13 protein-coding genes are annotated in these 14,399 nt (G+C 45.2%); 2 read left to right on the top strand and 11 right to left on the bottom strand.

What is annotated here, in order from left to right; translation table 11 throughout:
* Positions 1-129: 129 nt before the first annotated feature.
* The 11 genes from cobB to ELS82_RS06540 form a co-directional block, all read right to left on the bottom strand.
* Complete coding sequence (cobB, locus tag ELS82_RS06490) at positions 130-861, bottom strand: Sir2 family NAD+-dependent deacetylase (protein ID WP_134834759.1); 732 nt, start codon at positions 859-861, stop codon at positions 130-132.
* Between the two features lie 168 nt (positions 862-1,029).
* Complete coding sequence (locus tag ELS82_RS06495; protein WP_134834760.1) at positions 1,030-2,250, bottom strand: ammonium transporter; 1,221 nt, start codon at positions 2,248-2,250, stop codon at positions 1,030-1,032.
* A 326-nt stretch (positions 2,251-2,576) separates the two neighbouring features.
* Positions 2,577-2,993 carry a hypothetical protein gene (locus tag ELS82_RS06500; protein WP_134834761.1) on the bottom strand — a complete coding sequence of 139 codons (417 nt, stop codon included), beginning with the start codon at positions 2,991-2,993 and terminating at the stop codon, positions 2,577-2,579.
* Entirely contained in the window at positions 2,980-4,029 is a 1,050-nt protein-coding gene (locus tag ELS82_RS06505; protein WP_134834762.1) for a formate dehydrogenase subunit gamma, read from the bottom strand. The genes ELS82_RS06500 and ELS82_RS06505 overlap by 14 nt, the downstream gene beginning before the upstream one ends.
* A 14-nt stretch (positions 4,030-4,043) precedes the next feature.
* On the bottom strand, positions 4,044-4,652 hold the full coding sequence (gene fdh3B, locus ELS82_RS06510) for a formate dehydrogenase FDH3 subunit beta (protein ID WP_134834763.1): 609 nt from the start codon (positions 4,650-4,652) through the stop codon (positions 4,044-4,046).
* A gap of 11 nt (positions 4,653-4,663) precedes the next feature.
* Positions 4,664-7,519 (bottom strand): formate dehydrogenase subunit alpha, encoded by a 2,856-nt coding sequence (locus ELS82_RS06515; RefSeq protein ID WP_134834764.1) that lies wholly within the window; start codon positions 7,517-7,519, stop codon positions 4,664-4,666.
* A gap of 10 nt (positions 7,520-7,529) precedes the next feature.
* Positions 7,530-7,727 (bottom strand): twin-arginine translocation signal domain-containing protein, encoded by a 198-nt coding sequence (locus ELS82_RS06520; protein WP_167489251.1) that lies wholly within the window; start codon positions 7,725-7,727, stop codon positions 7,530-7,532.
* A 47-nt stretch (positions 7,728-7,774) separates the two neighbouring features.
* The gene (locus ELS82_RS06525) at positions 7,775-8,410 is read right to left on the bottom strand and encodes a TorD/DmsD family molecular chaperone (protein ID WP_134834766.1); all 636 of its coding nucleotides are present in this window, start codon (positions 8,408-8,410) and stop codon (positions 7,775-7,777) included.
* Positions 8,411-8,422: 12 nt separating this feature from the next.
* Entirely contained in the window at positions 8,423-10,084 is a 1,662-nt protein-coding gene (locus tag ELS82_RS06530; RefSeq protein WP_134834767.1) for a 4Fe-4S dicluster domain-containing protein, read from the bottom strand.
* A gap of 179 nt (positions 10,085-10,263) precedes the next feature.
* A complete protein-coding gene (locus tag ELS82_RS06535; RefSeq protein ID WP_134834768.1) occupies positions 10,264-10,794 on the bottom strand; it encodes a DUF3306 domain-containing protein in 531 nt (176 codons plus the stop codon).
* Positions 10,784-11,248, bottom strand: coding sequence for a DUF3305 domain-containing protein (locus ELS82_RS06540; protein WP_134834769.1), 465 nt, complete (start codon positions 11,246-11,248; stop codon positions 10,784-10,786). Before ELS82_RS06540 ends, ELS82_RS06535 begins: the two co-directional genes overlap by 11 nt.
* Before the next feature lie 239 nt (positions 11,249-11,487).
* Between ELS82_RS06540 and fdhD the strand changes: the two genes are divergently transcribed.
* Both fdhD and ELS82_RS06550 read left to right on the top strand, forming a co-directional pair.
* Positions 11,488-12,312, top strand: coding sequence for a formate dehydrogenase accessory sulfurtransferase FdhD (fdhD, locus tag ELS82_RS06545; protein WP_134834770.1), 825 nt, complete (start codon positions 11,488-11,490; stop codon positions 12,310-12,312).
* Positions 12,313-12,483: 171 nt separating this feature from the next.
* Positions 12,484-14,370: a methyl-accepting chemotaxis protein gene (locus tag ELS82_RS06550; protein ID WP_134834771.1), complete on the top strand. Its 1,887-nt coding sequence runs from the start codon at positions 12,484-12,486 to the stop codon at positions 14,368-14,370.
* Positions 14,371-14,399 lie beyond the last annotated feature (29 nt).

Consider the following 14,399-nt stretch of genomic DNA (forward strand, 5'->3'; position numbering starts at 1 on the left):
CAAGGAAAAATGTGCTGTGGCAGGACGCCTATAGAAACATTAGAAGATGGGAAATCAATCTGGGCTGAAAAGAATCTAGCCCAGATATAATCTGACAGGCACCGAGTCGAAAAGTGGGTAACTGTCAGATCAGGTCTGAATTAGTACATGTAAAGCTAGAATCTCTTTGACTAGTCGCGGGACTTCAATACTCGCTTTACCGTAGCGCTTTTCTTCAAATTCACTCTCGACCGCACTCGGCTCTAGATTGATTTCAATCGTATGAGCACCATGCATTTTCGCGTCATGTACAAAACCCGCTGCTGGGTATACCACGCCAGATGTACCGATGGAGATGAAAAGGTCCGCTTCTTCTAGTGAGGAATAGATATCGCCCATTCTCAGTGGCATTTCACCAAACCAGACCACATGAGGGCGCATTTGTGATGGTATTTGACAACAATGGCAAAGATCGCCTGTTTTAATCTCGCCTTTCTCTTCGATCACTTGATTAGATTCACTACAACGCGCTTTTAGTAGCTCACCGTGCATATGAATTACATTATCACTGCCGCCACGTTCGTGCAGGTTGTCGATGTTTTGCGTAATGATGGTAACGCTACCATCCAACTGCTTTTCAAGCTCACCTAACGCGATATGCGCTGCATTGGGTTCAATCGATGGATTTTGCAGCCCAAGTCTACGCTGGTTATAAAAGTCTTGAACAAGATCAGGATTACGTTCAAACCCTTCGGGTGTCGCAACGTCTTCAATTCGGTGATTTTCCCAAAGACCATCCTGAGCTCGAAATGTTTGAATCCCCGACTCCGCTGAGATTCCTGCACCTGTCAATACAACGACATTACGATATGGGAAGTTCATACTACATCCTTATTAGTGTTCGTGAGGTTAGCTTAGCATCGTATGTTTATCTTCCCTAGTATTCGAAGTTAGACCATAGTCGAACTCGCGATTTTTAACCTAGTTTTTGTGAGGTTAAACAAAAAGGCAGCCATCATAGCTGCCTCAATTGTTTGATTTGATAAATGATTAATCTTCACTCGTCGAGGATATTTTATGAATCGCTAGGTCAGCACCATTGAACTCATCCTCTTCTGAAAGGCGTAGACCTGATAGCTTGTCGATAATGCCGTAGACAATCAGCGCGCCAATCACAGCCACCGCAATACCAGTGACGGTTCCTAGCACCTGAACAGTCAAACTAACCCCTCCTAGCCCGCCTAAAGCCGTTTGGCCAAAGATACCCGCAGCAACGCCGCCCCACGCGCCACAAACGCCATGTAATGGCCACACGCCAAGCACATCATCAATCTTGGTTCTGTTTTGTAAGTAGGTGAACAGATAGACAAACAAGGCTCCAGCAATAGCACCAGTAATCAGAGCGCCAATTGGGTGCATTAAATCTGAGCCTGCACAGATCGCGACTAATCCCGCTAAAGGACCGTTATGAATAAAGCCTGGGTCATTTTTACCTGCAATTAACGCTGCGACTATACCGCCAACCATGGCCATTAGAGAGTTCATTGCGACCAAACCACTGATCCCATTGAGCGTCTGCGCTGACATCACATTGAAGCCAAACCAACCGACACAAAGAATCCATGCACCTAACGCTAAAAATGGAATGTTAGAAGGGGCAAAGTTGGTGTGTTTACCCGCGCGAATACGACCTTTACGCATACCTAGAAAAATAACAGCAACTAAGGCAATCCAGCCGCCGACACCGTGAACCACAACAGATCCCGCAAAGTCATGAAAACCGTAACCGAACTGGGACTCAAACCATGCTTGTAAGCCAAAATTACCGTTCCAGATCATCCCTTCAAATACCGGATAAACCAGCCCGACAGTAAAGAACGTCGCGATCAATACAGGGTAAAAACGCGCACGTTCCGCGATGCCTCCGGATACTATCGCCGGAATAGCTGCCGCAAAGGTTAGCAGAAAAAAGAACTTCACCAGTTCATATCCATTTCCTTGCGACAGCGTTTGTGCATCAGCAAAGAAGTTCGCTCCATAGGCAACCCAATAACCGATAAAGAAATACGCGAGTGCTGAGATACCAAAGTCAGCAAGAATCTTTACCAACGCATTGACCTGATTCTTATGGCGCACCGTCCCTACTTCAAGGAAAGCAAAACCCGCGTGCATCAGGAACACCATAATCGCCCCGAGTAAAAGAAATAGTGTGTCTGAACTTTGAGTCAGAGTTTGAACCGCTCCGTGAACCTGACTGGCTGTGACGCTCATCCGTATATGTCTCCATTCTGTTGTTGCGCACTTTACCTGTGCATCAAATAATCGAGCTCACCATTGTGGTGAGCTCGCTAGTAGACCGGATGTGGCAAGTTGTATGCCATTAACTGATGATTTTATAGATTCCGACTAAGTAATTGAATTAGGGGTATTTTATATGCAGGTGCAATTCGTGACCATTGCACCATACAAACAATCTATATATTAATTCGCACAGATTTGGTGAGCATGCACCAGAACAATGCGATTGCTTGTGGTGCAAAATAAAAAGCCCTGACAATGTCAGGGCTTGAGACTTTAGCTTTTGAGTACCGCGTTTATTAAAGGTTAGGCCCTTTAGAAAAACTGAATGGCTCATTGGCTTGTAGCTTTTTCATACCTTGGATCATTCGCAATAGCCAAAAAACGATTGCGACCATGCCAAACACCATACCAACGTATGGAATGTAATAGGCGATCTCATCAATGATGTGGCTCTTGTACCAATAGTCGTTTAGGCCAACTAATACGCCATTTGATGTAGCGACGGTAATAATCAGCACAACAAAATAGGTTAGGTTCAAGAAAAATGAGCGAATCAGACCATAGTAATGTGAATCAATGATCTCGCCATCATCGCCTTTATCTAGTCGATATCCCGCGTAGATGATCGCAACTACACCTGAGATCAGGCAAGTAAATGGGGTAAAAAAGCTAAGAATATACGCGACCCAAATACCTTTGTTAGGCTTGTTCATTTGTTGGCGCTCCTTTTACTTCTTTAACCGCTACATTGCCCTGCTCTTCACGCTCTTTTGCCATGACTTCTTCGTACCATAAGTCATGGTGCTCTTTCGCCCAAGTCTCATCGACTTCACCAGTAACCATACCTTCTAGCGCGCCTTCCATGCCAAACAAACCGATGTAGATATGGAAAACAAAACCACAAATTAGGATCAAAGCTGCAAGCATGTGAACAAGGTTTGAAAACTCCATATCACGGCGTGTTTGACCGAAAATAGGGAAATCTAGCACTAAGCCGCTCAGTGCCACCACGGTACCAACCACAATCAGTAGCCAAAATAGCGCTTTTTCACCCGCGTTAGAGAACTCAGCCGAAGGGTGCGATCCCTTGTGCTTACCCACCATGCCGCCGAGTTTCATGAACCAAGCAATATCAATCTTCTTAAAGGTCGATTTACGCCACCACTTCACAAGCACGCAGAGTAGTAATACGTAGAAGATTGGACCAATATAGTTGTGGTATTGCTTCGCCAACATAATGATGAAGCCCCACAACTCAGACGGGATGTAAGGTTTTAGGAAATGCTTACCATAAACCAGCATCAAGCCACTAAACGCTAGTGTTAAGAAGGTAAACGCCATGCTCCAGTGGAGAGCTCGATCGAGTCGAGACCAACGCTTAATTTTCTTACCCGTTCTAGGCGCGCTTAACATTAGCGGACCAATGACGATATACATCATGGTGACAAAGGCAATACTACCGAATATCGCAACAGCTCCCGCTGGTGACATCCATTTTTCTTTCAAAATGTACCAGGTTTGACCCGGGGTACTAATCAGCATTCCGTGCTCTGGGGACTGAGATGTTGTGTAGCCTACTTCACCATCACGAACTTGACGCCAAAAATCGGCACCAGCCAATTGGGTCATTTCACGTTGTGCAACTTCAGACTCTTTTTGCTCAGCATGCGCAGGCAACGACAAAGCAAACAGTAATGCTGCCATCATAGACAGCATTACAAGAGATGCACGTTTAAACATTGAAAACATGTATCTCTCCAGTCTTAGCTTTTCGTTGCGTCGTAAGACAGATCGTTACCGTCTGTCCAACCCGCGCCTTTCGCACCGCGCTCTACAACACGCTGACGGAAGATATCAGAGACTTTCTCTGCATCACCCGCTAGAAGCGCTTTCGTTGAACATAGTGAAGCACACATTGGTAGTTTGCCTTCAGCAATACGGTTCGCACCGTATTTCTGACGCTCTTCTACTGAGCCTGTTTCAGTTTCAGGACCGCCGGCACAGAAGGTACATTTGTCCATCTTGCCACGCTCACCAAACGCTTCTTGTTTAGGGAACTGAGGAGCGCCAAACGGACAAGCAAACAGACAGTAACCACAACCGATACAAAGATCTTTATTGTGAAGCACGATGCCATCTTCTGTGTGTTCGAAACAGTCAGCAGGACAAACTGCCATACATGGCGCGTCAGTACAGTGCATACAAGCAACAGAAATCGAGTTTTCACCCGGCTCACCGTCGTTAAGTGTTACCACACGGCGACGTTGAATACCCCACTCTAGCGCATCATCGTTTTCGTTCTTACATGCAGTGACACAGCCGTTACATTCGATGCAGCGCTTAGTGTCACAAAGGAATTTCATTCTAGCCATCTGTTGACTCCTTAAGCTTTGCGAATGTTACATAGGGTGACTTTGGTTTCCTGCATTTGTGTCACAGGATCATAGCCGTAAGTCGTTGCGATGTTGGCAGATTCACCAATTACGTATGGATCAGCACCTTCTGGGTACTTAGCTCGTAGGTCTTCACCTTGGAACTTACCGCCGAAGTGGAATGGAATAAATGCCAGACCCGGCTTAACGCGGCGTGTGACCATTGCTTTAACGTGAATACGGCCTTTCTCTGCACCTTCAACCCAAACCATGTCGCCATCTTTGAAGCCAAGGTCATTAGCATCTTTCGGGTTCACTTCAACAAACATCTCTTGCTGTAGTTCTGCTAGCCATGGGTTAGAACGCGTTTCTTCACCACCACCTTCGTATTCAACCAGACGACCAGAAGTCAGGATGATTGGGTACTCGCCAGACTTGTCTTGATCTTGAATAGACTTATACATTGTCGGTAGACGGTAGATAGACTCGCTGTCATCCCATGTTGGGTAATCAGCAACAAGATCACGACGAGGCGTGTAAAGCGGCTCACGGTGAAGTGGCACTCGGTCTGGGAATGTCCACACAACAGCACGCGCTTTCGCATTACCAAAAGGAATACAACCGTGTTTGATTGCAACGCGTTGGATACCACCAGAAAGGTCAGTTTTCCAGTTTTTGCCTTCAGCAGCTGCTTTTTCTTCAGCGGTTAGATCATCCCACCAACCTAGAGACTTCAGTAACTTATCACTGAATTCTGGGTAGCCATCTTCAATCTCACAGCCTTTCGAGTAGCTGTCTTCTGCAAGAATGTTCGTTCCTTCGTATTCAACACCGAAGCGTGCACGGAAGTTACCACCACCTTGAGCAACAGGTTTAGATGTATCGTATAGGATGTGCGTACCAGGGTGCTTCATTTCAGGCGTACCCCAACATGGCCACGGTAGACCGTAAGTCTCGCCATGCACAACGCCACCTTCTGCTTCTAGAGACGTTTTGTGGAACGTATGCCAGTTTTGTTGGTGTGCTTTTAGACGCTCTGGGCTTTGACCCGTGTAACCGATCGTCCACATACCTTTGTTGAATTCGCGAGTAATGTCTTCGATTAGTGGTTGGTTATTCTCAACTTTAACGTTTTTGAACAGCTGATCTGCAAAGCCAAGTTTCTTGGTTAGAAGGTACATGATTTCGTGGTCAGGCTTAGACTCAAACAATGGGTCGACAACTTTGTCACGCCACTGAATTGAGCGGTTTGATGCTGTCACACTACCGTAAGTTTCGAATTGAGTCGTCGCAGGTAGAAGGTAAACGCCGTCAGTACGATCGTTCATTACCGCTGCAACTGTTGGGTATGGGTCAACGATAACCATCATATCCAGCTTCTGCATCGCCTTCTTCATCTCAACGCCACGAGTCTGCGAGTTAACCGCGTGACCCCAGTAGAACATAGCGCGAATGTTGTCGTTCTGTTCGATGTTGTCTTTGTTTTCTAATACGCCATCAATCCAACGAGAAACAGGGATACCCATGTTGTTCATTGGTTTCTTACCGCGGTATTCGTTTTGATCAAAGCGGTTCTGAACCCACGCATGGTCAAGATCCCAAACTTTTGACCAGTGCTTCCAAGCACCGTCTGAAAGACCGTAGTAACCAGGAAGTGTATGAGACAATACACCAAGGTCCGTCGCGCCTTGTACGTTATCGTGGCCACGGAAAATGTTCGCACCGCCGCCTGATTTACCCATGTTACCCAGCGCTAGCTCAAGCACACAGTATGCACGAGTGTTGTTGTTACCAGTGGTGTGTTGAGTACCACCCATACACCAAACAACACAACCTGGACGGTTTTCAGATAGAAGCTTCGCAGTTTGGTACACTTCGGCTTCAGTCACACCCGTTACGCGTTCAACTTCTGCTGGGTTCCATTTAGCGACTTCTTCACGGATCTCATCCATGCCGAATACACGTTGGCGAATGAACTCTTTGTCTTCCCACTGGTTAGCAAACACATGCCATAGAATACCCCAGATGAAAGCAACGTCTGAACCCGGACGAAGTGACACATAGTGATCCGATTTCGCAGCAGTACGAGTACGGCGAGGATCGGCAACAACGATCTTACAGTTGTTTTTCTCTTTTGCGATTAGGATGTGCTGCATCGCTACTGGGTGAGCTTCAGCTGGGTTTGAACCAATGAACAGCATCGATTTACAGTTGTGCATGTCATTGAACGAGTTTGTCATTGCACCGTAGCCCCAAGTGTTTGCTACACCTGCAACTGTTGTTGAGTGACAAATACGCGCTTGGTGGTCAACGTTATTGGTGCCCCAAAGAGACGCCATTTTGCGGAACATGTACGCTTGTTCGTTATTGTGCTTCGCACTACCCAACCAGTAGACCGAATCAGGGCCAGACTCTTTACGAATCTCTAGTGTTTTATTACCAATCTCTTCGATCGCTTGGTCCCACGATAGTTTCTTCCACTTACCGTTTTCAAGCTTCATAGGGTATTTAAGGCGGCGTTCGCCATGGCCGTGCTCACGCAGTGCTGCACCTTTTGCACAATGGCCACCAGCATTGAATGGGTGGTCGAATGCAGGTTCCTGACCAGTCCATACACCATTTTGTACCTCTGCATAAATACCACAGCCCACTGAACAGTGAGAACAGATCGTACGTTTGATCTCGGTTTTCGCGTTTGGATCAATAGATTTAGCTTCCGCTTTTTTGATCATCCCCGGTGCGAAAAGACTGGCGCCAACCACAGCACCACCAGCAGCAAGCGAGCTGTTTTTCATGAATGCGCGGCGCGAGACACCTAATTGATTTTGTTCTTTGCTCACGTTATCGGAGCGTTTGACTAATTTCATCGGTTAGCTCCTATAGCGTTTCGTAGTAGTCACGAATGTGTTGAGTTTCGTGGTAACCCGTCTTCTTAACGTCTTTTTTCGGTGCTACAGACTCTGAAGCGCTAGCCACTTTTGTTGTTCCAGCGACTACGGCTCCAGCAACTGCTGCAGTCGTCAAGCCTTTGAGAAGGTCCCTACGGCTTTGGTTTAACTCTTTATTATCTTTCATTATTGCTTCCTTACCCTTTTAGTAGGTATTGCTATCGATGTGAGATGCTATTTCTGAGCTTGCTCGTACTCAGTGACATTTTTCACATCAATTTTTAATTTGGTTTTGCTGCTTGCAGTATTGGCACTAAAACGCACCTGCTCTAACGCCATAAACGCTTGAGTAAGGTCTGCAACTGCGCGATAGAAGTTTGCATTTTTCGCGCTCTTAACTTGCTTGGTTAAAGACTCAAACCAAGTGCCCAGGTGTTTATTGAAGAAAACCTGCTGAAGCTCCTCTTCCTCTCCTGTTAGAACCGACATTACTTCGCACAATGCTGAGAAATGATCTTCAGGTTCTTTAACTTGCTCTTCTCGCTCTAAACCAAGTAAGGCTAGGTCATGACGGATAGACGCAAGTGGCTTTTCCATTAACGAACCGGTTAAATGCCAAGAAGCAAATGGAACGACTTCTCCACGGCCAATACCGATGAAGAGCTCTTGGTATTCATCAGCTAGTGCTTGTGGCTGGCTCTCTATAGCCGCTTGCTTAAGCTGGTTCCAAGCTTGCTGCATTGCACTTTCACTCTGCTCGGTTTCTAGTTCTGATAGAAACGCGATCAACTCATTGGTTGGTTGCTGACGAAACAATGTCGAAAGCATCAAGTAAATGTCAGCGCGAATGGTTTGTTGTTGATTGTCCATTGATAGTTCGCCTTAGTAATTCAGTTGTTTCGTTGGGTCTTCAGCCATTGACTCAAACATGTCCACCACTCGGCAGTCTTCACACATGGCAATGCGATTTAGCGCCGATTCATCAGCGAAATGAGAGTGACCACGTAACTTACTTTGCAGCATGTCAATCATTGACTGTGGAGCGAATGGCTTATGACAACGAACACACTCTGCTGCTTTTTCTTGGTGAATGACCTGTGCTTGCTGACGGCTGGCTTTGTCCCAATTCATACGCGGTGTCATGCTAAGAACTTGTTCCGGACAAGCCTTAGTACAAAGGCCACATTGAATACAGTCTTGTTCGATAAACTGAAGTGAAGGCGAAGCTCCATCAGTATGTAGTGCACGTGTCGGACATACCGCCACACAACTCATACATAACGTACAGTCTTTGCTTTCACAGCTAATGGTGCCGTATGGCGCATTGGTCGGCAGCTCGACAATGTTTTCGACGGGAATACGTGATTGAGCAAGCGCATCAAGTGACGTAAACAGACGTTGACGTTTGTTGCCCTCTAAATCACCAAGTGCCAAATCAAACGACTCAGTACACAGCGTAGGCACACCTTCACGAAGCGATTCTAGATATAAAATATCGATGGTTTCTTTTGCGATACCCAATTGAGTCAGAAGCTCTTGAGCAACCGCGACTTCACTATTAAGGACTCGTTGAATGGTTTGAGGCATGAATCGGCTTGCTGCAAAGAGAACTTGCGTCGCGCCATTCGCTAAAGCAGCAAACCAAGAATCGATCCCAATGGATGGAAGCTCTTCTACCACAAGGGGAATGACGTTATCAGGCAACGCTTTAAGAGCCATAACATTGTAAGATTCATGACGTGAGCTACAAATAAGCACGATAGGATTAACGCCACCTTCAGCTTCATAATTCGCTAGCGTGCGTTCAATGAACTTTTGCGTATCTTGTGGGTTTGGTAGTGCGTAATGAATCGCTTCAGTAGGACAAGCCGTGGCACAGGTACCAACGCCTTGACATAGATATGGATTAATCTCAATTCTATGCCCAGTCTTCTCATTGCCTTCACTTGAGAGTGCGCCAGCAGGACACGCATCAACACAACGATCACAACCTTTTACACCGCGTGAGCTATGTGCACATAAGTCGGTATCAAGGCGGAAGAATTTTGGTTTATCAAACGTGCCCATCAAGGTAGGGATTTCTTCAAGTGCCTCAGCGAGCTTTGGATATCCACGACCAACTGGGTAATAACCAGGGACAGGCACTTCTTCATTCATACAGCTGTTAAGACATAAATCTAAAACGATATCGAAACAGTCATGATTTAGCGCAACCTTAGCGAGATTGCTTTCTATGCCATTATTCTCAGTGATTACGGTGAACGTACCTAGAAAACCAGATACTTGAACTGAGCTCGCGTAGTACAAATTACTATGTTCGCCCTTCTCCCCATCAGTAGACAGTAGTGTGACACTTTTCATTTGCTCTAATTGATGCGCCGCACTTTCAATAATTGAAGTAGGCCCAACGATTAACGTATTACCACCACTTTCGTAGCTTACTGTAGGTGGGATTAAATTTGTCAGCTCAACGGTATTCTCAAATGCGTAAAGACGCGCTTTACCATTTACAGAATTAGATTGTTGTAATAGTTGTTTTAGCATTGCTCAGTTCCAGTTAGAAACGGAATATTCACTTAGGCGAGTATTAGCAAATGCTGTACCAACTTTTTATACCCATAAAATCAGTATCTTAGTGAGCATTTTAAAAGTTCCATGCGACAAAAAAACGGGGTGAGACAAATTGTCCCACCCCGTTAGTTGATTGATTAGTCAAAATGTACCTATTTTTTGTGTGGTATATTTTGTCCCACTTGGTCATCTTGATTATTGGCTACATCATCGCTAGTCATCGGTGCCTGTTCGATTTCAGGCACAACGTCCTCTTCATTCTGAGCCAAGGGCTCTTCAATTACCTGTTCTTCTTGCTCTTCTTCGTCGGCATTCATCCAGTCACGCAGCTTACTCGCCACTTCAGTAGATAGACTCTTAACGGCTTTATAGTCATGATCATAATCATTGAGGCCATCAACCGCGCTAAACTCACCCGAGAGAAACAGTTTTCTTAACGCCGCCTTCTTAACTGCTGACTCCGCTTCTGACGCAAGTAATGCTGCAACACCGCCTTCAGACTCCTGTGTCTCAGTGCTTTCAGTTGCTACAGTATTCTCCGTTGGCTCCACAACTGGAGAATCTTCAATACCTTCTACATCTTCTGAGGCAGGCGCAGTTGGCTCGACAATCTCACTTGGTTGTTCGGCTTCATCACCTTCAAGCTTTCTTTTCGACCAACGACTTAAAAAACTAGTTGCCACTTGCGCGCCCCGCACCTTTTCTCTTTTTACGTCTCTGTTCTAGTAGCTCTCCGTGGCGACCGATAAAGGCTTCCATCCAAGCTTGAACAGCCAAAGGCATATCATTGGAAAGCACTAGGTAATCACCATCCATATACTGACCAGCAACACTTTGAGAGGCTGTCAGCGTTACGATGTTTGGTTGCTCATCACTATCTACATTATCTAAAACTAAAAACAACTTAGGCTGAGCAGAACTGAGATTGAAACGGTAGTCGGTTCGTTCATCTCTATGCAGTTGAAGTAACGCGACCGATTCATTTAGCTCTGAAGGCTGTAGTTCAAAGCCCTTTAATTGCCATTGAGTTGTGGTCCATAACCCTGTCGCAATCTCATGAGAGACTAATTGACAATCAATGGACCAAAGTTCTTCTGATTTGTGTAGTTTTGGGCTCACAGTTTCTTGTTTCGACATGGTTCACCAGCTTGAAATTTGATATTAAGTTGTTTCGGCTAATAGAGTTCTCGCAAATAGTTCACATCACAAAGCAATATTTGTACCCAAACACTTAGCCTTTACCTAATTTCAACTTAGTGCATGTTCGGCCACTTTGTGACAAGAGATAGTTAAACTTAGAGCTTTCCCGTAATAGGAACGTTATTTGCAAGAAACGTGTAGCAAAAATAATACTGATAGATCGAATAGGATACGTCGTGGTTAAACCAAACATAATCAAAACCAGTGAAAACCCTCTCCAGACGCTCGAAGTGGTTGTCTTCGACGAATATGGAGAAAAGCTGACCAAACAGATCGCTTGTGAGCGCCCTTTAACCGTTATGCTTAACTGGAAAGAAGTGGTGACCTTGATGACTTTAGGCTCCCGTCCTGAGTCACTGGTTTTAGGTTATTTGAAAAACCAAAGCTTTATTTCAGATCCTGATTCTCTAGAGTCTGTCATTATCGATTGGGAAACTCACTCAGCCGCCGTTATTACTAAAGAAGACACTCAACAAGTTGAATCTGCACTTAAAAAGAAAACGGTCACTTCCGGTTGTGGTCAAGGCACTATGTACGGCAACGTGATGAAGCAACTGGAGAACTACCAAGTACCACAAATCCAAATTAAACAGTCAGAGATCTACTCTGCCCTTGAAGCATTAACCCACTATAACGAAACCTATAAAAAGGCTGGCGCGGTTCATGGCTGTGCGGTATGCCGTGACAATGAAGTGCTCTCTTTCGTTGAAGATGTAGGCCGTCACAATGCTGTTGATACACTGGCCGGTGAAATGTGGCTTAACCAACAAACTGGTGAAGACAAAATTTTCTATACCACCGGGCGTTTAACCTCTGAAATGGTGATCAAAGTAGCGCAAATGGGTATTCCAGTGCTTCTGTCTCGTTCTGGGGTAACTCAAATGGGTTTAGAGCTAGCTGAGAAATTTGGTATTACCACCATTGCGCGAGCTAAAGGTCTACGTTTTCAAGTATTTACCGGCGCTGAAAAAATCGAATTCGACGTTAAGGGTAATCAATAACCCTCCTCCCAATCATTCAATTCTAACGCACCGCTATCGGTGCGTTTTTTTATTCAACTTCTTGCAATACCTCACTCATATACTATTAGTTTTATATGTGTCACATAATATTCATACAAATGACACACTCATCAACTAACAACGTTGACATTGGCTTCTAGGGAGGTGTTCATGGATGAAAATCCAAGCACGACAAAAACACATGGCTTAACTTTATCAATAAGAGCAAAGCTGGTTCTCATTAATCTTGCATTACTACTTTTTGTTGGTGCTTACGGGTACTATGAACACCTCAGTCTGCAAAGACTACAATCATTAGAAAAAGCCTCCTCAGAGAACCTATCGAGCGGCATCGATCTGTTAATGCTTAGAAGGCATGAAAAAGATTTCCTTGCCCGGAAGGATGACAAATATACCCAACGTTTTGACACAACATTTGATCAGTTGGATAGCAGGCTCAACACTCTATTTTCTCAGCTTGCCTCACATGAATTGGTGTTCGCCCAATCAACCAGTGAGATTACCCAAACGTTGCAGCAATACCAGCAACAGTTCCATGCCCTTGTCGCGCAAACTAAGCGAATTGAAGGCAATAGCGACAGTTACGTATCCTTACTGGCAACTGCGCGCAGTGAGTTAAAAGCTAAAACGATCGAACTACAAAATCTGCCATTGAAAGTCACTTTATTTGAATTGATGGAAGCAGACTATCGCTATTTAAGTAATCCAACTACTGACAACCAAGAGGCGTTTAAAAATGCTCTGGTGAGCTTCTCTCTGCAGTTGATTGAGCACCCTACGATTAGCAATTATTTCCAAACCTACCGCCAACAAGCGGAAGCGCTGAAACAAGCGAACATTGTTCTTGGCTTATCCCCTAATGAAGGATTACGCGGGAAATTGCGTAATAATGTCCATAAGACGGAGGAGTCTATCGCCGCTTTACAAGGCGAGATCGTTAGTGAGGTAACGAGCGCGACAGACAGTGTCAAACAACAGCTACAAATCATCGGCCTTACCATGGTGACTCTATTGTCGATACTGCTGTTTTTAATTGGCAGAAGTATCCTTAAGCGCATTAAAGCGATCAACGTATTAATGCGCGATATCGCCTCTGGTGACGGTGACTTAACGGTGCGTATGAATGCCAAAGGCAGTGATGAATTAGCGCAACTTGCACACTCCTTTGATAGTTTCATCAGTCAATTACATGTGCATATCAAAGACCTTGCTCAAGTGATGAATGTACTCAGTGAGAGCTCATGCAGTTCTGAACAAGCAGCGACTAAGAGTATGAGTAATGCCGAGCAGCAAAAAGCTGAATCAGAATCTGTTGCAACCGCTGTGAATGAATTAGTTATGACCAGTAACGAGATTACTGCCAACATCGAATCCGCCGCGCAAAATGCTGAACGAATGAAAAACGAAGCGAATAATGCTTTGGGTGTCACCCACTCGACGAGAGATGAGATTTCCTCGCTATCACTATCGATAGAAAATTCTCAGAGCCAAATTGAGCGTCTTGAAGTGCAAAGCCGAGAGATCCATAACGTCGTATCGACCATTCAAGGAATCGCAGAGCAAACCAACCTACTCGCTCTTAATGCTGCGATAGAGGCTGCGCGCGCAGGTGAAAGTGGCCGCGGCTTTGCTGTTGTAGCAGATGAGGTAAGACAGCTTTCTCAAATGACGAACACCTCAACGCATCAAATCGAATCTACGGTAACTGCGTTAACCAATGGTGTTAACGAAGCGGTTGCCATGATGTCCGACAGCCTAGCTCAAGCAAAAGGTACTAACGCTAATACCGAGAATGTCGTGACAGCGATAGAGAGCATCAGTGCTCAAATCAGTGAAATGTTTGATATGAACACTCAGATAGCAACGGCATCTGAAGAGCAATCGATGGTTTCCGCTGAAATCGACAGAAACATCACTCAAATCGCTCACCTTGCCGGAGACACCTATGAAGTCGTATCAGGCTCTGTAAGATGCAGCGAACAAGTATCAGGGGTTAGCCACAAATTGGCTAATATCGTTTCGCAGTTTAAATACTAAATCGAGCTTAAAAATAAAAAGAGCCTCAC

The sequence above is a fragment of the Vibrio ouci genome (assembly GCF_004551525.1).
GTDB classification, from domain to species: domain Bacteria; phylum Pseudomonadota; class Gammaproteobacteria; order Enterobacterales; family Vibrionaceae; genus Vibrio; species Vibrio ouci.

Bases quoted from the DNA above. Each gene is read 5' to 3' on its own strand.
- ELS82_RS06540 (WP_134834769.1), bottom strand. From the start codon at position 11,248: ATGTCGAAACAAGAAACTGTGAGCCCAAAACTACACAAATCAGAAGAA.
- ELS82_RS06525 (WP_134834766.1), bottom strand. From the start codon at position 8,410: ATGGACAATCAACAACAAACCATTCGCGCTGACATTTACTTGATGCTT.
- fdh3B (WP_134834763.1), bottom strand. From the start codon at position 4,652: ATGGCTAGAATGAAATTCCTTTGTGACACTAAGCGCTGCATCGAATGT.
- ELS82_RS06550 (WP_134834771.1), top strand. From the start codon at position 12,484: ATGGATGAAAATCCAAGCACGACAAAAACACATGGCTTAACTTTATCA.
- ELS82_RS06495 (WP_134834760.1), bottom strand. From the start codon at position 2,250: ATGAGCGTCACAGCCAGTCAGGTTCACGGAGCGGTTCAAACTCTGACT.
- ELS82_RS06505 (WP_134834762.1), bottom strand. From the start codon at position 4,029: ATGTTTTCAATGTTTAAACGTGCATCTCTTGTAATGCTGTCTATGATG.
- ELS82_RS06520 (WP_167489251.1), bottom strand. From the start codon at position 7,727: ATGAAAGATAATAAAGAGTTAAACCAAAGCCGTAGGGACCTTCTCAAA.
- cobB (WP_134834759.1), bottom strand. From the start codon at position 861: ATGAACTTCCCATATCGTAATGTCGTTGTATTGACAGGTGCAGGAATC.
- ELS82_RS06515 (WP_134834764.1), bottom strand. From the start codon at position 7,519: ATGAAATTAGTCAAACGCTCCGATAACGTGAGCAAAGAACAAAATCAA.
- ELS82_RS06500 (WP_134834761.1), bottom strand. From the start codon at position 2,993: ATGAACAAGCCTAACAAAGGTATTTGGGTCGCGTATATTCTTAGCTTT.
- ELS82_RS06530 (WP_134834767.1), bottom strand. From the start codon at position 10,084: ATGCTAAAACAACTATTACAACAATCTAATTCTGTAAATGGTAAAGCG.